Here is a 22,178-nt window from a genome sequence, read left to right as displayed (position 1 = left end):
ATATCCGGTCCACCATCGACATCGGACTGCAGCGCGCGGCGGAAACGGCGCTCGGCCCGGTCGACCGGCCCGCGGCGATCGTGGCCGTGCGGCCCTCCACCGGCGAGATCGTCGCCGTCGCCCAGAACGCGGCCGCCGACGGTGAGGGGCCGATCGCGCTCACCGGTCTGTATCCCCCCGGTTCCACTTTCAAGACCATCACCACCGCCGCGGCGCTGGACGCGGGGCTCGCCGGCCCGGATACCGTGCTGCCCTGTCCCGGTGTGGCCGATATCGAGGGCCGCCGCATCCCCAACGACGACAATTTCGATCTCGGGCAGGTGCCGCTGCACACGGCGTTCGCCCGCTCCTGCAACACCACCATGGCCGAACTCGCCGTCCGGCTGCCGTCACAGGCGCTGACCGGCACCGCCGAACGCCTCGGCCTCGGCGTCGACTATGTGACACCGGGCCTGACCACCGTCACCGGCAGCGTGCCTGTCGCGCAGGATCCGGCGCAACGGGTGGAGGCCGGTATCGGACAGGGACAGGTGACGGCATCGCCATTCGGTATGGCTCTGGTCGCCGCATCGATCGCACACGGCTCCACCCCCGCGCCGGTGCTGGTGTCCGGTTCGCCGGGCAAACCCGATCGCACCCCGCAGCCGCTGCCCACCGCGGTGACCGACCGGTTGAAAACCATGATGCGTGAAACCGTCACCGCGGGAACGGCCACGCAGCTGGCCGATATCCCCGGTCTGCTGGGCAAGACCGGCACCGCCGAGTACGGCGACAACAGCACCGCGCACGGCTGGTTCGTCGGAATCCGGGACGATCTGGCGTTCGCGGTCCTCGTCGCCGACGCGGGCAGCTCGGGGCCCGCTGTCGAGGCGGCGGGGCGGATGTTGCGAGCGACGCGATAACCCCTGGGCAACGGTCGGGCTACCGAACCATGACGGGTGGAATGCCCAGCACATCGAGGATCATCTCCGACAACGCGCCCATTACATCGGCGGTCTGGTCCGCCGGGCCGCCGCGGGTATGCGCGGCCACCGAGAAACCGGGGCCGAAGGACGCCGAGGCGACCTCCGGCGGCGCCATATCGGACCAGCCCCATTTGCTGCCCTGGACACCGGGAAGGGTGGCGGTCCCCCAGTCCTGGCGGGTGCCGTCGGCGGCGGTCGGTGCGGCGATGGCCATCCAGCCGAGAATGGGGGAAGTGGGGTCGGTGGTTTGTTTGGCGGTGAGGAAGTCGGCGAGATCGGCGGTGCTGGTGGTCGAGGTGCCCCACCCGGCGCCGGGGCTCGTCTGCTCCAGACCGTACTCGGCGGCGATCACGGCGATGGCCTGCGGGTACTTGGCCTCGACGGCATCCGCGGCGGCATCGTCGGAGTAGCGGATCATCCGTTCGGCGTTGACGCGGTCCTCGGCGGAACCGTCGCCGTGACGCAGGGCGTAATCGGCCAGATAGAGCTTGGACATCGACAGCGCGCTGCGCGGTTCGTTCTCGTTCGCCGTACCCCATTCGATACCGATCGGGGTGCGCAGGGATATGGCGCTGCGCGGAGGCACGCTGTCCGACGATGCTATCGCGGTGCCCTGTCCGGGGCCCGGCTGCGCGAATGCCGGCGCGGGTACCGCTGCGAAGCAGGCGGCGGCGATCAGGACAGCGGGCGCTACGGTTCGGTAGCTCATGATCTTCTCCTCGGCTTCGGATACGACGGGTAGGTCGAGCGCCCAGAGGTCATTCCGAGTACGGCACCACCGGCACGAGGCCCGGCGGAATCACCCACCGGAGCCACCGTGGACATGCGGGCGCTCAACCGTAGGTCGGGTCGGTTCCTGCTGCCTTGCTGGGGATCACGGTGCCAGACCGCGCATTCCCCCTCTGCCGGCGGTCAAACGGGCGGGCGTTCAGCGACTCCGATACCGAGACGAATGCGTAACGCGCCTCACATCTTTTCCTGCCACCGGTCATTCATCCTATGATTTTTCGGTGACCCTGGCTTGCGACGAAACGACTCATTCCTCCGACCGGCCGACGACCGCAAACGAACTCGGCGGAAAACGCCACCTCACCGAGGGACGGCTGCTGGTTCTCGCCGCGATCATCGTATCCGCGCTCACACTGCGTGTCGCCGTCACCGCCTTCACGCCGCTGGCCACCCGAATCGGTGAGGATATCGGCTATTCCACCGCCGTCGTCGGCGTCTTCGGCATGATCCCGACCGCCATGTTCGCCCTCGCAGGCCTGCTGACCCCGGTCTTCGTGCGGCGTTTCGGGCTGGAGGGGACCGCGCTGCTCGCGATGCTCATGACCGGTATCGGCTCCGCCGCCCGCGCGCTGGTGCCGGACACCTGGGAACTGCTGGTCTTCTCGGCGCTGGCCCTAACCGGTATGGGTATCGGCAATGTGGTGATCCCACCGCTGGTGAAGCGGTATTTTCCGGATCGGCCGGCACTGCTGAGTTCGATCTACATCGTGATGGTGCAGCTGGGAACCATGGTGCCGGCCCTGGTCGCGGTGCCGATCGCCGAGGCGCATGGCTGGCGGATCTCGCTGGGCCTGTGGGCATTGCTCGGTTTCGCCGCTGTCCTGCCGTGGTGGGGCGTGTTGCGTGATCGCCGCGGTCACGCCAAGGCCGACACCACCGCGCTGCCGGTGCACGAGCGACCGGCCGGCAAGGTCTGGCGGTCGCCGGTTGCGTGGGGGATGGCCATCATGTTCGGCATGACCTCGCTGACCACCTACTCGGTCTTCACCTGGCTGCCGACGATCTTCACCGACGCGGGGGCGAGCGCGTCGTTCGGCGGCACCATGGTCGGCATCTTCGCCCTGATCGGCCTGGTGGCCGCCTTGACCGCGCCGCTGATCGTCGGCCGGGTCGCGAATCCGTTCCCGGTCGCAATCGTCTGCGCCCTCTGCTATTTCGTCGGCTTCGCCGGCCTGCTGTGGGCACCGATGAGCGCCCCGCTGGTGTGGGTACTGCTGATCGGGGTAGGGCCGTCGACCTTCCCGATGGCGCTGACGCTGATCAATCTGCGTACCGAGACAGCAGCCGGTTCCGCCGCCCTGTCGGGATTCACCCAGGGCGTCGGCTATACCGTCGCCTGCATCGGCCCCCTCCTGTTCGGCCTGCTACACTCCTCGACCGGCGCCTGGGGGCTTCCGTTCGCCTTCCTCATCGTCACCGCGTTCGTCATGCTCGCCGGCGCCTGGCAGGCATGCAAGCCGCGCATGCTCGAAGACACCTGGAACCAACCCGGCCGCAATCGCTTCCACAGGGGGCCGGGAGGGGGGTCACGGAACCGGCCGCGGCACACCGCGGGTCGTTATACTGACGCCCATGTTGGTGGGGCGTGACGACGAGCGCACCGAGATAAACGGTCTGCTCGCGGACGCGACGGAAGGCCGCAGCCATGCGCTGGTCAATATCGCCTGCGGCGACTGACGCTCGGCTTCGAGAAACCTTCACGGCAGCGTGGGCTCCCATCGATGGGTCGAATATGTGACGGGTCGGCGATCGTACGTTTTCCCCACGGCGCACCACACTGTTTATCTTCGCCCGACCGGGGAATCCGGCTCGCGACCGGTGGCGATACCGGGACTGATTGGGGAGACGATCGATGATGACGATATCTATGGATTCGACTCGGCCTCGGGTGGCCCATGCGAACGCTTCCGACCCGGAACCGGCGGCCGTCTGGCCGGATCCCAGCCCGCTCGCGGATTGGTGGGCGAAGGTCATGCGAACCGGCGCGCAGTCGTCCGCCGGCGCGGGTTCCGGGGCCTGCTGAGCGAGATACGGCCGCGGCGGTGATCTGCCGCGGCCGTCTCCGGCAGAACCATTCGACGGTCGGCGGGTCGCCGCCCCTCTCCTCGAACACGGTGCGCTCGGTTCGCCCGTCGCGACCGGGTTGGCGGGCGCTACCGGCTCAGGCTGTCGAGTGACTCCAGGTCCACAACTGCCCGATACGGATCCTTCGGAAAGCGCTCGGGGTCGTATAGGACTCGCACAGCGGTGCGATAGCCGAGCACGAGGGTGGCGAGCACTCCGGGAACCGGTTCGACCGGTACCGGCGAGTCGTATCGACGCGCATTCCCGGTAGGCGCGGCACGACGATCAGGTGATCTCCTCGGATTACAGCGGCACACAGGGCCATCGGCGCTCTGCGACCTGTCGGTGGGCCACTCGGCAGACCCCCGATGGGTCTCCGCGCCGAGGGGAACGAGAAGCGGGCGACGAAAGACCTGGCATATCGACGCCATCCTCACTCGCACGATACTTCGAGGGATGGAGAGGATTTGCCCGTCGGCCATGCTTCCCGCGGCGACTGGAGATCGACGATCGAGAGATCGAAATACCCTGCCGGTCAGAGTTTCCCAGGTCGACACGCCGTGCGAATGCCCTACCCGGTAGGCGTGGTCGAGCCATCGACCGCGTCACACCGGCGGACCCGACAGGCGGATCGCGATCGAAGCCACCGCCCTGATCGCCGACCTCACCGATCGGGACCGCCGACTTGTGCGGGGTTACCCGCCGAAGCCGACCAGGGCCGAGGCCAGGTCGGGCACATCCAGCACACCGAGTGCTTGATTGCGTACGTCCGGGCAGGTCTGGGTGGTGACGGTGTCGATGATGGAATTATCGGCGATAACCTCGTCATTGAGGCCATTGTTGCGGGCCGCCCAGTTCTGAACGGTGCCGTTGAAGCTGACCCGGGCCACGATGGGGCCCTGATCATGCCAATTGTCGATCTCGGTGCCGATCATGTCGCACAATTGCCGGGAGGCCTCGGGGGTGATGGTGTCGTCTTCCGCCTCGGGGCTCATGGTAAGGGTCGGGAGGGGGTTGCTCGTCGACGGCGCGGCCTCGGAGCCGTTGTCGTTGTTATCGGAGCACCCTGTCGCAATTGCGCCCACGAGCAGGGCGGCCGTGAGCAAGGCAAGACGAGGGGTGCGGTTGGAGTGCGGCATACTCTCTCTCCTTCGGTACGGTGAACCGCCTGGTGCGGGCATACCCGCTTCGGAAGAGCCGAATCGCCGCCACGAGGGCCGAGGGAGGACGGCCGACGGACCTCGCCTCATGGGTACGACCGGTTTTGGGGATACTCGCAGGGTATTCCGATGAGATCGGCACAATTCGCTGTGGAGCGTCGCGTTGTCGGCAATATCGTGCGCGGATCGCTCGACGATCTGTCCGAGGTGGCCACTCCCGGTATGCGTGGCTTCTACTCCAGCTTCCGGTACATGACGCTGGTGGCGGGTCAATCGGTGGCGCTGGGGGTGCCGATCATGCTGCAACAGTTCCTCACGTCGGAGCAGATGCACAGCTGGGGGCAGGCGCATCCCGTACGCGGTCGGCGCATTCGGTGCCCCCTTCATCATGTGGCTGCGCCGCGGCATGGACGAATCCTCGTCCTACCGGGCCGAAGCCGCGACGACCGCGACCGCCGAGGAACGCGGCGCCCCGCGGATACTGCTGCGCTATCCACGGGAATGTCTGGTCGTGCGGCGACCGGGGCGCTGTCGGACCGTATCGGCAGCCGAAAGCTGCTGATCTTCTCGGGCATCGCCGGAATCCTGGGCGTTGGTCTGCCCAACACGCTGACGGTCTCGTTGCGCTACGAACAGCATTCAATGGGACCTGGACCGGACGATCGGGGCCGACCGACCGAAACGAATGGAGCAGCGCGACAGCCCGCGGCGGTGTGGATGGCTCGGCAGGAGCCATCCACACCGCCGCATGTCGCTCGAGGGTTAGTAATAGTGCCGGCGGCCCGCGATCGGGCGACCCACCGCTCCGGCGATGGCCAACACCGCACCGACGACGAGCAGGACGACGCCGATGGTGCTGAGCAATCCGATGTGAAGCAGATAACCGACGATGAGCAGCACAAGTCCGAGAACGATCATGACGAATTTCTCCTTTTTCGATATCCGGCCGGTACTTACTCGGCCGTGGCCGCGCCGCGGGGCGCGCCCTTGTCCGACTTACGCAGGAAGCGGTTCACCGACCACGCCGGCTCGCGCGTGCGGGGGCCCGCTACCGCGGATTTCCTCGTCGGTTCCTGCTGTTTTGCGAGATCGCGCTGCGCCGCGGCCACTTCCCGCCGCGACTGCCGCAGTTCGCGCCGGGTCTCCACCCCCTTTCGGGTGGACCGCCAGGCGCCGGCGAACAGCATGCTCGCTCCCAGGCCGCCGACTACACCGACGATGATGCCGATGAGAAAGAGTTCGCCGGTGGTTCCGGCGAAGCCGTAGTCGAAAACCGAGAACTCACTGTTCAGCTGGTTGGTCTCGCTGGTATTGGCCGCGACACCGGCAACACCGGCCGCGACAGCCGCGACGGTGACGACAAGTCCGAGAATGATGAACATGGCAATTCCCATGGGTCGAGGGACAATATGCTCTCGCTATTCCCGGCAAGAGAAATGTCAAACCCGGCGAAGTTCCTGCCCGCCGGTAAAATACGCCGACCGCGGCGGAGATAGGCGCTGTCTTGTGGTCGGTCCCGTCCCGCGCCGATGGTGTCCCGATTCCGAGAGCCACGCGTGGGGTGGCCGGCGGGAAATCAGGATTCGTTGCGCCAGTAGGTCGGGCTCGCGGCCGGGTCGATGTCCTCCACATCCAGTACCGGATCGGTGGCCAAGGTGTCGACGAGTTCGACGCTGCCGGCTACACCGGTCCAGGGCAGGTCGATCTCGGTGGCGACGAACCACTTCCGATCCGCGGGCCATATGAGATTGGGACTGTTGATCCGGCGCCGCAGACCCGGTAGCAGCTCGGCGGCACCCCACTGCCCGGCCTCACTCACCGGTCCGCGGAACAAGATGTAATCACGTGCCGGAATCCGCAACCGCGGCCCCTCGATCACTTCGGGTGGGAAGGCCGGCGGGACGGTGGGCGCGGAAGGCGGATCGTCGAGACCGTCCGACAGGGTGGCCATGATGACCGCGGAACCACCGTGGATATCGCCGAAACCGTCCCACAGCCCGAAGTAGCAGTCGTCCGGTGTATCGGTGTGGCAAGCGAGAATTCCGATCAACCGCCGCAGCGCGTCCTCGGGGAGGTCGCCCTCCCGGTAGGAGATCGGATCCGGGTCGGCGGGATCGTCGTCCGGGTCGGGCGGATGGAACAGCCGGGCATATCGTGCGAAACCACTCGGCCCGGTCGAGCACAGCCGCGACCACGAATCACCACTGTCGGTGAACCAGCGGGCTTTCGAAATATCGGGCTCATACCACAGGGCCATGCGTGACAACCTATTCCCGATCGACCTCGACCACCACCTTGCCGAGGGCGCGCCCTCACCGACGTACGCCGGCGCCTCGGGCACCTCGTCGAGCGCGAACCCACGCCGGCACCTGATATTCCACAGCGCAACCACTCTAATTCGTGCCACGGCATGCAAGGACGAAAACCTCGGATAAGACTACCGTCATAAACTCCTGCGACGAGCGTTCACGCCGAGTCCCGACCCGCGTCCCGGATCGAAGGCCCCGGCTCCTTCGATCCCGCTGCTCGGCTCGCTGCCCTCGGTCGACGACCGGCAACGCGAGGAGGCGTGGGGATCGCGCACCGCCGCGGGCCTGCCCGACGAACCGGGGACCCCCGCCCTCTCCCCCGAACTCCGCGCGAAACTGATGAAGGCCCCGGTGGCGGGCCTGTCGCAAGCGCTGCGCAAGCGCGGCCTCGACAACGTCTCCATCGACGACGTACGCCCCATTCGACCCGGGACCAAGCTGGTCGGTACGGCGAAGACATTGCGCTTCATACCGAATCGTGAGGACCTCTTCCGCAGCCACGGCGGCGGCTACATCGCCGACCGCGGTTCGTCCCCGGCTACCGGCTCGTCCTCGGGTCGATCGCCGAATCACTGGACATGAGCGTCGTACCGGTGCGGGAGGCCATCCGACGCCTCGAGGCCGAAGCCCTGGTCGAGTTCGAACGCAATGTCGGCGCCCGCGTCGCGCAGATCGACCGGACCGAATACCTGCACACGATGCAGACACTCGGCGTCGTCGAAGGGATCGCCACCGCCTTGGCGGTGCCGCATCTCACCGACGCCGACCTCGACCGCGCCGCCACCGTCAACAGACGGCTGCGGGAACTGCTCGACGATTTCGACCGAACCTGTTCACGATGATCAACGAGCAGTTCCACGCCGTGCTGTTCGAGCCCTGCCCCAACCCGCATATCCGCGACCTGGTGCACCGCGGCTGGACCCGGATGTCCGGCCTGCGCTCGTCGACCTTCGCCTTCGTTCCCCGCCGGGCCCGCGAATCGGTGGACGAGCACGACCGGATCATCGACCTCATCCGCCGCCGGGCCGATCCGCTGGAGATCGAGATGGCCGCACGCCGGCACCGCTGGCGAACCATGGAGGCCTATCTCGGCCGGCGCGACCACGACACGGACGGCCTCGGGCTCGCCGCGCCCCCGACTGATCCCTACCCGACCTCACTCAGGAGGAATCCCATGGCCGACAGCGCACCGCGCCGGCATCACGTCCCCGCCGGTCTCCCCGACCGCATCCGCCACTACATCGGCGGGTCGTTCGTCGACTCCGTCGACGGCGATACCTTCGACGTGCTCGACCCGGTCTCGAACGAAACCTACGTGCGGGCCGCCGCGGGTAAGAAGGCCGATATCGATCGCGCCGTCGCGGCGCGGCGGCCCGGAAGGCGTTTACCGACGGCCCGTGGCCGAAGCTGCTGCCCCGCGAGCGCTCGCGCGTGCTGCACCGCATCGCCGACCTGGTCGAGTCCCGTGACCCCCGCCTCGCCGAACTCATGGGAACTCGTGCGGGAGCGCAAGGAAGATCTCGCGCTGCTGATGACGGTGGAAATGGGCAAGCCGCTGGCCGAGGCCCGGGCGAAGTCGACTACGGCGGCGAGTTCCTGCGCTGGTTCAGCGAAGAGGCGGTCCGCATCCACGGCAGGTACGGGCTCAATCCCGAGGGAACCGGGCGGATGGTCGTCTCGCAACGGCCGGTGGGACCCTCGTTCTTCATCACCCCGTGGAACTTCCCCTTCGCGATGGCGACCCGCAAGATCGCCCCCGCGCTCGCCGCGGGGTGCACGGTCGTGACCAAACCCCCGCAGCTGACCCCGTTGACCACCCTGTTCTTCACACAGCTGCTCGTGGACGCGGGGCTGCCCGCCGGCGTGGTGAATGTCGTGACCTCCGCCTCGTCGAGCCGCGTCTCGGCGCCGATCATCGCCGACCCCAGGTTACGGAAGCTCTCGTTCACCGGGGCGACCGAGGTCGGCCACCGGCTCATCGCCCAGGCCGCCGACAATGTGCTGCGCGTGTCGGTGGAGCTCGGCGGCAATGCGCCCTTCCTCGTGTTCACCGACGCCGACCTCGACGAGGCCGCCGAGGGAGCGCTCACGGCGAAGTTCCGCAATATCGGACAGGCGTGCACGGCCGCGAACCGGTTCATTGTGCATGAGGCGGTGGCGGCCGAGTTCGCGCAGCGGATCACCGCGCGAGTGGAGACGATGAAGGTCGGTCGCGGCACCGAGGAAGGCGTGGCGATCGGCCCCCTCATCGATGACGACGCGGTGGACAAGGCCGCCGAACTCGTCGCCGACGCCACGGCCCGTGGTGCGGTGGTGCTCACCGGTGGCGCGAAGATCGACGGTCCCGGCAGCTTCTACGAGCCGACCGTCGTCACCGGCGTCACCGGCGTCAGCGATATCCTCCGTGAGGAGATCTTCGGTCCCGTTCTCGCGATCGCGACATTCTCCACCGAGGAGGAGGCGGTCGAACTCGCGAACAACACCGAATACGGTCTCGTCTCCTATGTGTACACACAGGACCTCGCGCGCGGCCATCGCATGATCGACCGGCTCGAGACGGGCATGATGGGTCTGAACACCGGTGTGGTCTCCAATGCCGCGGCACCCTTCGGAGGCGTCAAGCAGTCGGGCGTCGGCCGCGAGGGCGGCTTCGAGGGCATCCACGAGTTCCTTTCCACGAAGTACACCCTCATCCCGAACAGCTGACCGTTCGCCGCGACCGTGCGGCCCGCCGGCCGCTTCGGGTGGTAGCGGCGCGGTGCAGCCGGGCATGGGCATCCGGGTAGCGGGCAGCCGGACACCATGACATCTTCCGAGAACATCCCGCCGGAACCCGGCATCGCCGACTCCCCGGACGTTCTTCCGCCCGAAGACCTCGACGTCGATATGCCCGAGGACGGCGGGACGCGGGCGGCGGAGGACGCCGACCTGGACCCGGATACGGGACCGTCTCCGAACCGCCGGACCGAACCGCGCGACCTACCCCTCCCAGGACGCGAACAAGACCACAACGGCACCGTCGGGGCGCGGCCGGAAACACCGGCCGCGCCACCGAGGAAAGCCGCCCGGCGCACCACCCGTCATACGTAGGTCGGTGAACTTCGATCCAGGTAGCAGGGCTTTCTCCCCGGTGTGGTCGCGACCATCGCACCACCCCCTCGCCGGCGAGGGCGGATGGTGGGGCATAGTCTGTCGACTGCGTTGCCGGGCGATGGCCCCACCTGCCCGCGAAGAATCCATCGAATGATGGTCGGATGGGCGTAGCGCGATCTGGTTCCGGAGGGAGAGTTATGGCGGTGCTGCAGAGCGACGGGGGCTCGGGAGACAAGGCGTCCGAGGCGGGACCCCAGGGGGACGGTCCGGAGGGCCTGAGCCGTCAGCTGGCCAATCGCCATATCCAGCTGATCGCGATCGGCGGGGCGATCGGAACCGGGCTGTTCATGGGTTCGGGTAAGACGATCTCGCTGGCCGGTCCCTCGGTGATCCTCGTCTACATGATCATCGGGTTCTTCCTCTTCTTCGTCATGCGGGCGATGGGAGAACTGCTGCTGTCGAACTCGGGGTACAAATCGTTCAGCGATTTCGCGGGCGATCTGCTCGGGCCGTGGGCCGGGTTCTTCACCGGCTGGACCTATTGGTTCTGCTGGGTGGTCACCGGAATCGCCGACGTGGTGGCGATCGCCGGGTACGTCGCGTACTGGTGGCCGGATCTGCCGCTGTGGATCCCCGCGCTGGCCTGCATCGTCGTCCTGCTGCTGCTGAACCTGCCGACGGTGCGCGCGTTCGGCGAAACCGAGTTCTGGTTCGCGCTGATCAAGGTGCTCGCCATCGGCGCGCTGATTGTGACCGGTCTGGTGATGGTACTCACGGGCTTCACCGGTGACAGCGGAAGCACGGCCTCATTGGCCAATCTCTGGAACGACGGTGGTTTCTTCCCGACCGGCCCGATGGGTTTCGTGGCCGGATTCCAGATCGCGGTCTTCGCCTTCGTCGGGATCGAACTGGTGGGTACCACCGCCGCCGAGGCCAAGGATCCGGAACGCACCCTGCCCCGCGCGGTGAACTCCATTCCGGTGCGGGTCCTGCTGTTCTATGTCGGCGCGCTGATCGTGATCTGCGCGGTGACCCCGTGGCGCCAGGTCTCCCCCGACACCAGCCCGTTCGTGGCGATGTTCTCCCTCGCCGGGCTCGGTATCGCCGCGAGCGTGGTCAACTTCGTGGTGTTGACCAGCGCCACCTCCAGTGCGAACTCGGGGATCTATTCGACTTCCCGGATGGTGTACGGCCTGGCCGGCGACGGCGACGCGCCCACTCTGCTCGGGAAATTGTCCCGACGCCGGGTTCCGGCCAACGCGCTGCGCTTCTCGTGTGCGTTCCTGCTGATCGGTGTGGTGCTGCTCTACGCTGGACAGTCGATCGTCGAGGCGTTCACGGTGGTTACCACCATCTCGTCGCTGTGCTTCATGTTCGTCTGGACGATGATCCTGGTGAGCTACCTGGTGTACCGCCGCCGGCGTCCGCACCTGCACGCCGCGTCGACGTTCAAACTTCCCGGCGGGATCCCGATGGTCTGGGCCGTGCTGGCGTTCTTCGTCTTCCTGGTCTGGGCGCTCACCCAGGAGAGCGATACACTGACCGCCCTCCTGGTGACGCCGGTCTGGTTCGCCGTGTTGGCCGTCGCCTATCTGGTCGTGCGCCGCAGCCCCCGCCACGGCGCCCTGCGGGCACAGCATCGGGAAAAGGTTCTCGCCGAGACCGCGGCCGCCCGGCGCTGACCCGGCCCGGTCCCGGGCGGGACCGTCGGCGCCGGCGGGCCCGCTCGAGGTGACCGGACAGATCCCGCCAATGGTCGCGCGGGCGGTACCGCGATGAGACCGGGGCCTCCGGCGGATCGCGCTGCGCGAGGACGAGGACGTCGTGAATGCGATCCTCGCGCACAGACCTGGCCGGCCGACCTCGAACGCGATCGATCGCGGCATCGGATCCGATCAGGAGGGCTCGGCGAGCTTCGCGAGTCTGTCGAGGGAGGCACGGAGCTTGTCGGCGGTGGTGGCTCGGGCGCGCGCCACACGTGTCTCGTCGGTCAACCGCGACCAGTCGTAGGTGTGCGTGACCCGGGTATACGCCACGTCCACCGGCTCGAGCTCCCACCGCCACAGGTGACCCGGCGGTCGCCGGCCCGGTTCCGAAGGGAGCCAGGCGATGCGTCGGTCCGCTTCGAACTCCACCACGTGGTTCTCCCTGACGCTGCCCGTGGTGAGCGTCATGGTGAATACGTCGCCCACCTTGCACACGGTCTGCCCGGCCGGCGCTTCTGTCAGGTTGTCGTTGCCGTCCCAGCGAGGATGCTGCGCCGGATCGGCGATCCACCGGAAAACCTCCCGGGCCTCGGCGGCGATCACCCGGGTGGCGGTCACTATGCGGGGAACCCCGGTGTCGTCCGCCATGGCCTGGTCCATACCTTCCGCCGCCGAGTTGTGTCCCCTGTCCGGTGGCGATCCACCGGACAGGGACCGTGCGCAGGGCTGCACCCTACCCGACCGCCATCGGTCCCGCCGATTGCCGCGGCCATCGCCACGCCCGGCGCGGCCGCCCGATCGGACATCGTGGGTGACACCGGCGCCCGGCGTACCCGGTCCCGGCCGGGAAACCGTGGCGCGCCGTTCAGCTTTGACTGCCGAGGAGTTGGCCGACGGGGAGCGGCGGCAGCGCACGAACCAGCGTCATCACAGCGGTGCAGTATGCGCTGCGCGCCGGTTCCCATTGGTTGGTGTTGCAGACGTAGTTGCCCAGTTTGTCGTAGTGCGAGGAATGACCCTTGTACGACCAGGTGAGGCCGTCTTCGGAGGCACTCCACGGACACTGGTTCGGTTCCAGACCTTTACACGGGCCTTCCACTCCCCACGGCCCCACCGGATAGGCCGCGGCCTGCGGGGCCATGGCAAGGGTGAGGGCCGCTGCGGCCGCCACGCCGGCCAGCACACGCTTGGCGTTCGAGGTCACGAGATTCTCCTTCGAAATGTCCGGAAACATCAGTTGAACAACGTATCGCCCTGTCCACCAAGGTGTTAGCAGTCGGCCGGCGGTCGCCGGCCGGCGGAGGATGTGATTCTCGTCAGACCTCGGCGACGCAGGTGACGAGTTGACGTTCGTCGTAGGTGTAGTAGCTGGTGGTCTCTTCCGGGCATCCGGATTCGTCGGTGGTACCGGTCAGGATCTTCAGCACCCGAACGGTATCGGGTTTGCCCGGGGTGCACGGGCTGTGAGTGGGGCTTTCGCTTCCGGACGGAACCGTCATGCATTCGCCTTCGACCCAATCGATGTCGAGGCACAGCGCGCCCTGTTCCACACCGCCCAGGGTCACGTAGTAGGTCTGGTCGACATCGGAAGCGCAGCCTTCCTTCGTGGCCGTCTTGGCGACCACCTTGTAGTTCGACTGTGCGGAGCCGCACTGCGCGTGGTCGATTTCCGCGTCCATCATCGTTCCCGACAACGCCACGCAGTCGCCGATATTGGCGTCGAAGTCGACGTCTCCACCCTCGTCCGCTCCGTTCTGGCCGGGGATCGTGGTAGCGGGAGCCGACGAACTCGGCGCATTCGACGATTCGCCGCTACACGCCGTCAGCATCAGTACGGCACAACTCAACACAGCAAAACCTGCGGCCAGCCCGGGGATCCGGAACCCGTGCGCATGTCTGGACATAACAACTCCTCCATCGAAATAGGTGATCGTGAACAGTGGCAGAGCAGTGCGGGACCCGTGAGTTGTCCCATCGGAGGTGGATACGTCGACACATCGACGCCTGCGAGTAGTCGGCACTCGCGAACGCGGATTTCGAGACGTGCCCATGCTCACTGTGCGCGGCGGCTACCGACGACGCGCCAACCCTGCGTAGAAGCGAGTTCCGCGGGCCGAGGGTTTCTCGACCGTCGGACCGACTCTCCTACCCGACGAAAATCGGGTTCCGGCGCCGGCGGCCGCACAGTAATCCGTCGACCATCGAGGTCGGCGACAAGAGCCACGTGGATGGTTATCGCTCGTATGTGCCATGTCCTGCGATGAGACGGTGATGACCGTGTGAGTGGACACCCTTGTGTCGACAAGACCGAGCGGTATGGGCAGCTCGATTCACCGAACCGGTGGTATGATCACCGTGTCGGTGCGGTCGCTACCCGTGAATACTCGGATGAGCTTTACCGGCCGGGCCTCCGACCTGCAGCGACCGCCTCGGCCGTTTCCATCGCCACGGCTCGCCGCTGTTCCCGTGACGTTCGACCGAAGTTTCCCACGTCGGTATCCACTCCTCTTTGCCGGCCAATGCCCGCGGTGATCTTAACCGGCAATCGGCGGTCACGAGACCGGAACTGTCGCACGGGACCCTCGCTCGGTGCCCCTGCACAGTCGTCTTCGGCAGTGTCGAAACCTGTCTCTGAAATCATCGGCGAACCGGACCGCGCTCCGCGGCCTGTTCATTCGTGTTCTTCCCACCGCCGTGACAGGTTCAGGTAGCCGGTGAGTTCCGCCGCGGCCGCTCGGCCTGCTCGGTTCGCGCCGATGGTGCTCGCCGACGGTCCGTATCCGATCAGGTGGATCCGCGGATCGACCGCGACCTGGGTCGCCAGTCTGCCGGTCATGGCGATACCGCCGCCGGATCCGCGTAGCCGCAACGGTGCCAGATGGTCGAGGGCGCTACGGAAACCGGTGGCCCACAAGATCACCTGTGCAGACTGGAAACTGCCATCGGCCCAGCGCACACCCTCGGGTTCGATATGGTCGAACATCGGTCGCCGGTGCAGGACACCGCGCTCCCGGGCAGCCCGGATGCGCTCGTCCAGCGGCAGCCCGGTCACCGACACCACCGAGCCCGGCGGCAACCCACGCCGCACCCGGTCCTCCACGATCGCCACCGCGCGCCGGCCCGCGTTCTCGTCGAACGCCGTATCCCGGAATACGGGTGCGGATCGAGTCACCCACGTGGTGCCGGTGACCCGGGATATCTCCTCGAGCAGCTGTACCGCCGAGATACCGCCGCCGACCACCACCACGTGCCTGCCGGCAAACTCCTCGGGGCGGCGATAGTCGCGGGTATGCAGTTGCCGGCCCGCGAAGGTTTCGGCACCGCGATAGTGCGGGATGAAGGGGTGTTCCCACGTTCCGGTGGCGTTGATCAGACCGCGGACACGGAAGGTGCCCGCATGATCGGTTTCGGCGTGCAGCAGGCCGTCACGTTCGGCCCGGTCGCAGACCACTCGCACGGTGACCGGTCTACGTACCCGCAGCTCGAAACGCTCCTCGTAGCGCCGGTAATAGTGTGGTACCGCCGTTGCGGCCGGTACGTCGACGTGGGAGAGCCCCGTGGAAGGGGGCGGCAGGCTCTCGGCGAACGGCATACCGGGCAGATCGTGTACTCGGTTCACCGTGCCGAGGGTCAGCGACGGCCAGCGGAACTGCCAGGCACCGCCGGGACCGGGAGCATGGTCGACGATGAGGAAATCGCGCGCGGGAACGAGTCCACGCCGCTGGAGGTGATAGCCCGCCGACAATCCGGACTGCCCGGCGCCGATCACCAGGATCTGGAAGTCCGGATGTGCCGGATTCGCTGCCTCGGACGCCACGAATGCGATGCTAGTGCCGCGCCGGGAAGGTTGGTGCTGTACGGCCGGGTGGCGGGTTGATCATCGGCGGATGAGCGGTGGAGCCGGTGCCGGTGGCTCGAAAGCCGGATGTGTCCGTCGAATGCGCATGGCCAAAAGTGACCTTGCCCGGGTCCGTGCGCGACGGTGTGCTGACGGACCCATCGTCTACGGTGCGACCATGGTAGACATCGAGGTGCACGGCCGGGTTCCCGTCATATCCGGTGGCTCTTCGTCGGCACTGCCGGCGCGATCGGGCGAGGACCGTATGGCAGCGCGGGAACCGCTCCGGCACGCGACCGAGGAACGGATCCCGGAGTTGCGCCCTGAACTGGTGCGCGGTCGACGGATCCTCGACTTGGATGATGGGGGTGCAGTTCGGTTCGGCGAGCCGATTGTGTTCCGGCCGGTCGCGAAGGCGGGAGGCTGATCGCGGTGGAACGATCCATACCGGAGATCTACGTCGACGCCGTTCGCGAACAGCGCGAGGAGCTGTGGCGGCTGGTCGACCGGGCGCGGGGGGTGGCGAAGGCCGACGACCAGGCGGGTCTGCGAGATATTGCCGAGGAGATCCGGCTCCGGATCCAACGGGGCGACGACCAGACGATCGGTAACCTGATTCCGCACGTGGGCGATATCGTCGCAGAGCTCGATGAGCTCTATGATGCCTGCTTTCCGGTGGACCGATCGGACGACATCGGTGGCCTGCTGGCCACTCCGTGGGCGTCGGCTCGCCGGAAGGCATTGCTGGCCACCTTGCTCGGGAAGGACGTCCGGCACCTGTTGGCGCTGGACGAGGTGGCGGAGCGCGCCACCGCCGCCACCGATACCGATCTGCTGCGGGTGCTCATCTTCACCCCCCTCGGCGCTCTGCGCCGAGAGACCGTGGCGAGGGTTCTCGACGCACTGCACGGTGCCGGCGCTCTGGACGCCGCTGTGGTCGAACAGGCTTTCACCGACGACCATTATCTCGGCCACGCGATCGGCGGCCGGTCTCCGTCCGGCGACATGTCCGCTCCCCTCGCCTGCGCAGATGCCGTACAGGAGCATGTGGATTCGCTGATCTGGCGGCTCGTGTCCGAACCGGCCCCGGTGGACTGGGACATGCTACCCAAGGTGCCGGTACCGCGCGGCCTGCGGTTCGTTCGAACGGCGCTGACCTGGACCGGTGATCCACGGATAGCCGATCATCTCGGGGCGGCGAAGCTGACGGACGAGGAACGCGTCGCCCTGCTCGACCTGTTGCAGGACCGGCCGGTGAAGGAGCAGCGCCGGGCGTACCGATGGCGATTGTGCGCGGGTGACGCCGACACGCTGCTCCCGTTGTTCGGCCTGGAACATGCGGCGCCCTTGTGGCATCTGGTCCGGGCTGTATCGGTAGGCGAGGTCACCCGCCAGAACCGTGCCGTCCTTCTCTCCGCGATCGAGACCGTCGGAGTGAACACTGCCCGCCGCCTGTTGGAACTCGAACCGAACGAGTTGGTCTCCGCGGTCATGGGGTGGAACCGTGACCAAGTGGTGAAACGCGTCGAACACAATGCGCTGCACGGCATCGCCGCCTTCGGGATGCTGCCTCTCGCTCCGGGGGAGACGGTCCTGGACAGATACCTGGCATTGTGCGAGTCGGCGAAAAGGGGTGCCAAGCTGGGCCCCAACCGCAGACACAGCCACGCCGCCGCGATCACGGTCGCTCTCGAGCACCTGGCGCAGGTGACAGGCTTTTCGGACGCGAGTCGCCTCGAATGGGACTGCGAGGCACGCATCGCCACCGAGATACCCGGGGAGTCGGAGGTCGGCGACTACCGGATCACACTGCGATTCGATGGCGCCGATCCGGCATTGTCGGTCGGTCGGGCCGGTAAAGCGCTGAAGTCGGTACCGCCCGCCGTCCGCGCGGACCCCGGCTACCGACGCCTGCGTGATCATCAGGAGCGGCTGCGGGACCAGGCTCGTCGGATGCGAACCGGGCTGGTGGAGCGACTGGTCGCCACCGCCGGGACGTTGGCGCCGGACGAACTGGCCCGATTGCTGTCGTTGCCCGCCGCCGCGGCGATGCTGCCCGCGCTGCTGTGGCGGGACAGGGCGGGTGTGATCGATCTGCTCGACCGAGTCGACATCACCGGGCCGGTCACCGCCGTTCACCCTGTCGAACTGCTCGAGCGGCGGGTGCTGGCCGACTGGCAGGCCGAGATCATGCGACGCCGCATCCGGCAGCCGGTCAAACAGGCGTTTCGGGAGGTGTACCTTGTCGGTCCGGCGGAACGCGAGATGGCAGACGTGTCGCATCGGTTCGCCGGGCATACGGTCGACGGCAGGGTTGCAGGCCGGCTGCTGTCCGGCCGAGGCTGGCTCACCCACGGTGAGTACGACAACCATCAGGCAACCCGCGACGTCGGCGACGGTCTCATCGCGGCGCTGCGCTGTGACTTCCACGGTCACCTCGGTAAGGGAAACGCCATTGTCGGTGAGGTTCGTTTCCTGACCAAGGGACACCGTGCTCCAGACCGCTACCCGGCCATCGGCGGCAAACCGGTGCCGATGACCGACGTACCACCGGTGGTGTTCTCCGAAGTCATGCGAGACCTGGACCTGGTGGTATCGGTCGCCGGCGCCGGGCCGGCGGAATTCCGGTCGCCGGAACAGGCGGGAAGTCGAGCGCAAGTCCTTGCCTCCCTCGTGGCCGATCTGGGGCTCGCCGGGGTCACCGTCGAAGAGCGCTCGGCCGTGATACGCGGAAGCCGGGCGACCTATCGGGTGCATCTGTCCAGTGGCAGCATCCACGTCGAGCCGGGCGCCCATCTGTGTGTGGTGCCCGACTCGTTCGGAGCCACGGCGCATCGCCGGCTGTTTCTGCCGTTCGCCGACGAGGACCGGATAACGAACGTCATTCTGAACAGGGTGCTCTTGCTCGCCGAGGACGAGAAAATCGTGGACCCGGCGATCCTGACTCAGCTCGACTCCTTTATCGGCAAGAGCACTACCTGACACGGTCCAGCGGATAACCGATATCCACCGAATGGGTGCACGGGATGTGCACCCATTCGGTGCCGTCGCTCGAAATCACGGCCGCTCGCATATCGGCCCTCGTGTTCCGCGTCCTGGGTGCGCTGTCTCATCCGCTGTTCGGGGTGGCGGTGGTGCGCCGAATCGGGAGGCTGTCGGCGGCAGTGTCCCGGCCGGTAGAACCCGAGGCGGACTACAGGCCGCACCGCTCGACATGGGACCGGACCTCCGGGCCGGCCGGGGACGACCGTGACAGGACACCGAACACGACGTGCTCGGGCCCGCCGGTACGGTCATGGCAGAGAGCGAGCAGACGGCGCGACCGCCGACCGGAAGAACGGACACCGACGTGAACGAGGCCTTCTACCTCCCCGACCCGGCAGATCCACAGCGGTTCGTCTCCACCGATCTCACCCGCGGGCCGTGGTCGCCGGACGCTCAGCACGCCGGACCGCCGTCCGCGCTGCTCGGCCACGTGATCGAGCGGTGCGAACCGCGACCGGACTTCCGGATCGGCCGCGTCGCCGTCGAGATACTCGGCCCGGTGCCGTTGGTGCCGCTCACCGCGCAGGCACGCCTGGTGCGCCCGGGACGCAGCGTCGAACTCGTCGAAGCAACCCTGTCCACCGACCGGGGGCCGGTGATGCGGGCGAACGCGTGGCGGTTCAAACGGGCCGAACCGGAACTGGACCTTCCCGACCATCTCCTGCCGACCGGCGCGCGTCCCGGTCCCGAACAGGCGCCCGCACCCGCACCGTTTCCGTCCACCCAACCGGTGGGCTTCCACACCGGTATCGAATACCGCTTCGTCACCGGCTCCTTCGCCGAACCCGGTCCCGCGGTCTGCTGGATACGGCTCAAATACCCGATCGTCGCGGGAACCACGCCCAGCCCGCTGGAGCGCACCCTCGCCGCCGCCGATTCCGGCAACGGTGTCAGCTCGGTACTGGACTGGAACCGCTACCTGTTCATCAACACCGACCTGACGGTCATCCTGCACCGCCAACCCACGGGCGAGTGGATCTGCCTCGACGCCGTCACACATCCGCAGCCCCACGGTATCGGCCTGGCCGAGGCGGCGCTCTTCGACGACAAAGGGCCGCTGGGCCGCAGCACCCAGACTCTCTTCCTCGGCCGCCGCTGACGTCCACGCCTCGGGCGGGCGTGGCCGGCTCTCTCAGGTGGCTACCCCGCGGCACGGTTCGAGCGGTCGGGTTGCCGGACCATGGGCTACGGCACCGTCGACCGTGAAGCGGGACCCGTGGCAGGGGCATTCCCAGACACGTTCGGCGTCGTTGAACGCGACAATGCACCCGAGGTGTGTGCAGGTCGCCGAGACCGCGTGCACGGTGCCGGCCTCATCGCGGAACACCGCGCACCGCTGCCCGGCGACGCGGACGACCGCACCGGTACCGGGGGCGATATCGTCGACAGAGTCGACATGGGAGCGGCGCAGCCGATCGCCGATAAAGTGCTTGGCGACCTTGGATTGCGCTTCGAGAAAAGGGACGGTGCGCGTCCGGTTCGCGCAGTTAGAAGGTGATGTTCGGAGCGGCACCGCGCCCGTGGCGTCGGCGACGTCGTACGTCTCACGCGCGGTGTCGATGATGTGATGTCGGCGGTCGGTGCGGACTCAGCGGGATATCGGTATCCGCATGTCGACGGTCGTGCCGCCGGCGGAAGTGGTGACCTCCACCCGGGGAATCAGGGCGTGGATAATGGCCATACCGCGCCCGCGTATCGGGTCCGGCCGGGAATCAGGGGGCTTCCACCTGCCGTGGTCGGCGACGGTGATGCGCAGGTCACCCGCATCGAGTGCGGCCTGTAACCGGATGGTGCGGCCATCGCCGCGGTGTCCGTGCTCGATCGCGTTGCTGCAGGCCTCCCCCACCGCGAGCAGCACGTCATAGACTTGGCGCTCATCGAGCGAACAGCGGGAAAGCCACTCCCGCATCGCATACCTGACTTCGGCCAGCTGGTCGGGTTTTGCCGGAAAGTCCAGCTCGAACCGACTCGGCGGACTTTCCAGCCCGAACGGGCGGGGCATCGTCACCTCGGCTGCCTCCCTACGGTCTCACCAACGGACAGTGCCGGCGTACGGGCCCGCGGTGTTCGACATGATGCGCACTGTAGACCGCACACTCGTCATTGGCCATACCCATTCGCTCATGCCGCATGCGGCCGAGCGACGGTGATCACCTCAGTCCGGCCTTCCGGCGGTTCTCACGCCTTGCCACCGCGCGACCAGCGGAAGCGCACCACGGTGGGATACCCGCCGGAAGCGGCGTCCCGAGGACCGATGGTGGTCGACACCGAATCGGTGAGTGTCGAGACGATATGCCAGCCGAAACTATGCTTGTCCGGGCCGGTCTCGGAGAGAGTGACGGCGGACACGGTGATGTCCATGGTGGATTCGCCGTAGGCGAACCCACAGTCCAGCTCGGAGCCGGGCACCGCGTCCTGCAGTAGCGCGGTGGCCACCTCGTCCAGGGCCAATCGCATATCGGCGACCTCGTCGAGGCCGAAATCGGCGACCAACGCCACTGTTTCGGCGAGCGCCCGGAGCATGATCAACTGCTCGTCGACCGCGGGAACGCGCACCCCGATCGTATTGGTCCGCGCCGACGACGAGAGAAAAACGTTCTCGCCTTTGCCCATACCGACTGCTCCTGAGTGCACTGCTGTCAAGTCCGGATCGCAAGCGTACCCGCCCGCCGTGCGGGCACATGGTGCGGGCCACTGCCGCGGATCGGGGAGTGCCCTGACTACGGTTTCCCTGATCGGGTAAGTTGGCTGTGACGACCGCTAACAGTCTCGATCGCGCTCCGCGCGGCGGGGCTCGATGCTGCAGAGGTGGAAAGTGGCGAATTGCGAGCTGGGAGGTCTACGGTGAGCGGCGAAGGCGCGTCCCGCATGCTCGATGTGCAGGTGCGCACCGAGGACGGCACCGAGATCGTCACCGTGCACGGCGAGGTCGACATGGCCTCTGCACCGCAGTTGCAGACTGCCCTCGAAGATGCCCAACGCGGCGGAAAGCCGATGGTCGTGGACATGTCCGATGTCGGTTTCCTGGGCTCGGCCGGCCTGAGCGCGCTACTTGTGATCTCGGAAGGCCGGCAGGACCAGTTGCGCGTGGTCGCCTCCGACGCCGTGCGACGTCCCATCGAACTGACCGCTCTCGACAAGCTGCTCGCCGTCTACGACTCGCTGGACGCCGCACTCGCCGGGGGCGCCAACACCGCGGCGAGCTGATC

At 67.2% G+C, this 22,178-nt stretch carries 23 protein-coding genes and 1 pseudogene; 12 read left to right on the top strand and 12 right to left on the bottom strand.

The annotated features are described in order from the left end of the window. A partial coding sequence (locus ON20_RS10910) for a penicillin-binding transpeptidase domain-containing protein (RefSeq protein ID WP_040835004.1) occupies window positions 1-902 on the top strand: 902 nt, incomplete at its 5' end. A gap of 19 nt (window positions 903-921) precedes the next feature. Here ON20_RS10910 and ON20_RS10905 read toward each other — a convergent pair. Continuing rightward, the gene (locus ON20_RS10905) at window positions 922-1,674 is read right to left on the bottom strand and encodes a hypothetical protein (protein ID WP_245547163.1); all 753 of its coding nucleotides are present in this window, start codon (window positions 1,672-1,674) and stop codon (window positions 922-924) included. 394 nt (window positions 1,675-2,068) lie between these two features. Between ON20_RS10905 and ON20_RS10900 the strand changes: the two genes are divergently transcribed. Beyond that, window positions 2,069-3,343, top strand: a complete 1,275-nt coding sequence (locus ON20_RS10900; protein WP_245547168.1) for a CynX/NimT family MFS transporter — start codon at window positions 2,069-2,071, stop codon at window positions 3,341-3,343. A gap of 1,170 nt (window positions 3,344-4,513) precedes the next feature. On the opposite strand, the gene ON20_RS10895 is transcribed toward ON20_RS10900, so the two are convergent. After that, on the bottom strand, window positions 4,514-4,957 hold the full coding sequence (locus ON20_RS10895) for a hypothetical protein (RefSeq protein ID WP_040835003.1): 444 nt from the start codon (window positions 4,955-4,957) through the stop codon (window positions 4,514-4,516). A gap of 409 nt (window positions 4,958-5,366) precedes the next feature. Here ON20_RS10895 and ON20_RS40955 point away from each other — a divergent pair, with 409 nt between their 5' ends. Further along, window positions 5,367-5,540 carry an MFS transporter gene (locus ON20_RS40955; RefSeq protein WP_218002495.1) on the top strand — a complete coding sequence of 58 codons (174 nt, stop codon included), beginning with the start codon at window positions 5,367-5,369 and terminating at the stop codon, window positions 5,538-5,540. A 200-nt stretch (window positions 5,541-5,740) separates the two neighbouring features. Here the strand turns inward: ON20_RS40955 and ON20_RS37345 are convergent, their stop codons facing one another. From ON20_RS37345 to ON20_RS10885, 3 genes are all read right to left on the bottom strand, one after another. Further along, on the bottom strand, window positions 5,741-5,896 hold the full coding sequence (locus ON20_RS37345; RefSeq protein WP_086008960.1) for a DUF6131 family protein: 156 nt from the start codon (window positions 5,894-5,896) through the stop codon (window positions 5,741-5,743). Between the two features lie 35 nt (window positions 5,897-5,931). Further along, a complete protein-coding gene (locus tag ON20_RS10890; protein ID WP_218002494.1) occupies window positions 5,932-6,372 on the bottom strand; it encodes a hypothetical protein in 441 nt (146 codons plus the stop codon). A 182-nt stretch (window positions 6,373-6,554) separates the two neighbouring features. After that, entirely contained in the window at window positions 6,555-7,235 is a 681-nt protein-coding gene (locus ON20_RS10885; protein WP_040835002.1) for a hypothetical protein, read from the bottom strand. A gap of 403 nt (window positions 7,236-7,638) precedes the next feature. On the opposite strand from ON20_RS10885, the gene ON20_RS40240 reads away from it, so the two are divergent. The 6 genes and pseudogenes from ON20_RS40240 (at window position 7,639) to cycA (ending at window position 12,062) form a co-directional block, all read left to right on the top strand. Continuing rightward, window positions 7,639-7,869, top strand: coding sequence for a hypothetical protein (locus ON20_RS40240; protein WP_306306841.1), 231 nt, complete (start codon window positions 7,639-7,641; stop codon window positions 7,867-7,869). Beyond that, a complete protein-coding gene (locus ON20_RS38715) occupies window positions 7,866-8,129 on the top strand; it encodes a GntR family transcriptional regulator (protein ID WP_245547162.1) in 264 nt (87 codons plus the stop codon). Before ON20_RS40240 ends, ON20_RS38715 begins: the two co-directional genes overlap by 4 nt. Then, window positions 8,126-8,290, top strand: a pseudogene (locus ON20_RS38710) (FCD domain-containing protein); the annotation flags it as partial. The gene ON20_RS38715 and the pseudogene ON20_RS38710, both read left to right, overlap by 4 nt. A 404-nt stretch (window positions 8,291-8,694) precedes the next feature. Beyond that, window positions 8,695-9,993, top strand: a complete 1,299-nt coding sequence (locus ON20_RS10865) for an NAD-dependent succinate-semialdehyde dehydrogenase (RefSeq protein ID WP_083864824.1) — start codon at window positions 8,695-8,697, stop codon at window positions 9,991-9,993. A gap of 96 nt (window positions 9,994-10,089) precedes the next feature. Next, window positions 10,090-10,377, top strand: a complete 288-nt coding sequence (locus ON20_RS10860; RefSeq protein WP_040834999.1) for a hypothetical protein — start codon at window positions 10,090-10,092, stop codon at window positions 10,375-10,377. Window positions 10,378-10,583: 206 nt separating this feature from the next. Then, entirely contained in the window at window positions 10,584-12,062 is a 1,479-nt protein-coding gene (gene cycA / locus ON20_RS10855; RefSeq protein ID WP_438803400.1) for a D-serine/D-alanine/glycine transporter, read from the top strand. A gap of 213 nt (window positions 12,063-12,275) precedes the next feature. On the opposite strand, the gene ON20_RS10850 is transcribed toward cycA, so the two are convergent. The 4 genes from ON20_RS10850 to ON20_RS10835 all read right to left on the bottom strand — a co-directional run bounded on the left by ON20_RS10850 (window position 12,276) and on the right by ON20_RS10835 (window position 15,903). Beyond that, entirely contained in the window at window positions 12,276-12,734 is a 459-nt protein-coding gene (locus ON20_RS10850) for an SRPBCC family protein (protein ID WP_040835032.1), read from the bottom strand. A gap of 217 nt (window positions 12,735-12,951) precedes the next feature. Continuing rightward, window positions 12,952-13,290, bottom strand: a complete 339-nt coding sequence (locus tag ON20_RS10845) for a hypothetical protein (protein ID WP_040835031.1) — start codon at window positions 13,288-13,290, stop codon at window positions 12,952-12,954. Window positions 13,291-13,402: 112 nt separating this feature from the next. Further along, on the bottom strand, window positions 13,403-13,990 hold the full coding sequence (gene lppU / locus ON20_RS10840) for an LppU family putative lipoprotein (RefSeq protein WP_245547161.1): 588 nt from the start codon (window positions 13,988-13,990) through the stop codon (window positions 13,403-13,405). 767 nt (window positions 13,991-14,757) lie between these two features. Continuing rightward, complete coding sequence (locus ON20_RS10835) at window positions 14,758-15,903, bottom strand: NAD(P)-binding domain-containing protein (protein WP_051162152.1); 1,146 nt, start codon at window positions 15,901-15,903, stop codon at window positions 14,758-14,760. A gap of 453 nt (window positions 15,904-16,356) precedes the next feature. Here ON20_RS10835 and ON20_RS10825 point away from each other — a divergent pair, with 453 nt between their 5' ends. Both ON20_RS10825 and ON20_RS10820 read left to right on the top strand, forming a co-directional pair. Then, window positions 16,357-18,906 carry a DUF4132 domain-containing protein gene (locus ON20_RS10825; protein ID WP_040834997.1) on the top strand — a complete coding sequence of 850 codons (2,550 nt, stop codon included), beginning with the start codon at window positions 16,357-16,359 and terminating at the stop codon, window positions 18,904-18,906. A gap of 313 nt (window positions 18,907-19,219) precedes the next feature. Then, a complete protein-coding gene (locus ON20_RS10820) occupies window positions 19,220-20,068 on the top strand; it encodes a thioesterase family protein (RefSeq protein WP_051162166.1) in 849 nt (282 codons plus the stop codon). Between the two features lie 33 nt (window positions 20,069-20,101). On the opposite strand, the gene ON20_RS10815 is transcribed toward ON20_RS10820, so the two are convergent. From ON20_RS10815 to ON20_RS10805, 3 genes are all read right to left on the bottom strand, one after another. Beyond that, window positions 20,102-20,482, bottom strand: coding sequence for a Rieske (2Fe-2S) protein (locus tag ON20_RS10815; RefSeq protein ID WP_040834996.1), 381 nt, complete (start codon window positions 20,480-20,482; stop codon window positions 20,102-20,104). A gap of 75 nt (window positions 20,483-20,557) precedes the next feature. After that, a complete protein-coding gene (locus tag ON20_RS10810) occupies window positions 20,558-20,971 on the bottom strand; it encodes an ATP-binding protein (RefSeq protein WP_040834995.1) in 414 nt (137 codons plus the stop codon). Between the two features lie 176 nt (window positions 20,972-21,147). Next, window positions 21,148-21,582, bottom strand: a complete 435-nt coding sequence (locus tag ON20_RS10805; protein ID WP_040834994.1) for an ATP-binding protein — start codon at window positions 21,580-21,582, stop codon at window positions 21,148-21,150. Window positions 21,583-21,813: 231 nt separating this feature from the next. On the opposite strand from ON20_RS10805, the gene ON20_RS10800 reads away from it, so the two are divergent. Continuing rightward, a complete protein-coding gene (locus tag ON20_RS10800) occupies window positions 21,814-22,176 on the top strand; it encodes an STAS domain-containing protein (RefSeq protein ID WP_051162150.1) in 363 nt (120 codons plus the stop codon). Window positions 22,177-22,178 lie beyond the last annotated feature (2 nt).

The sequence above is a fragment of the Nocardia brevicatena NBRC 12119 genome (assembly GCF_000308495.1).
GTDB classification, from domain to species: domain Bacteria; phylum Actinomycetota; class Actinomycetes; order Mycobacteriales; family Mycobacteriaceae; genus Nocardia; species Nocardia brevicatena.
The sequence above is the reverse complement of the archived record's forward strand: the minus strand, read 5'-3'. Positions and strand labels throughout refer to the sequence as shown.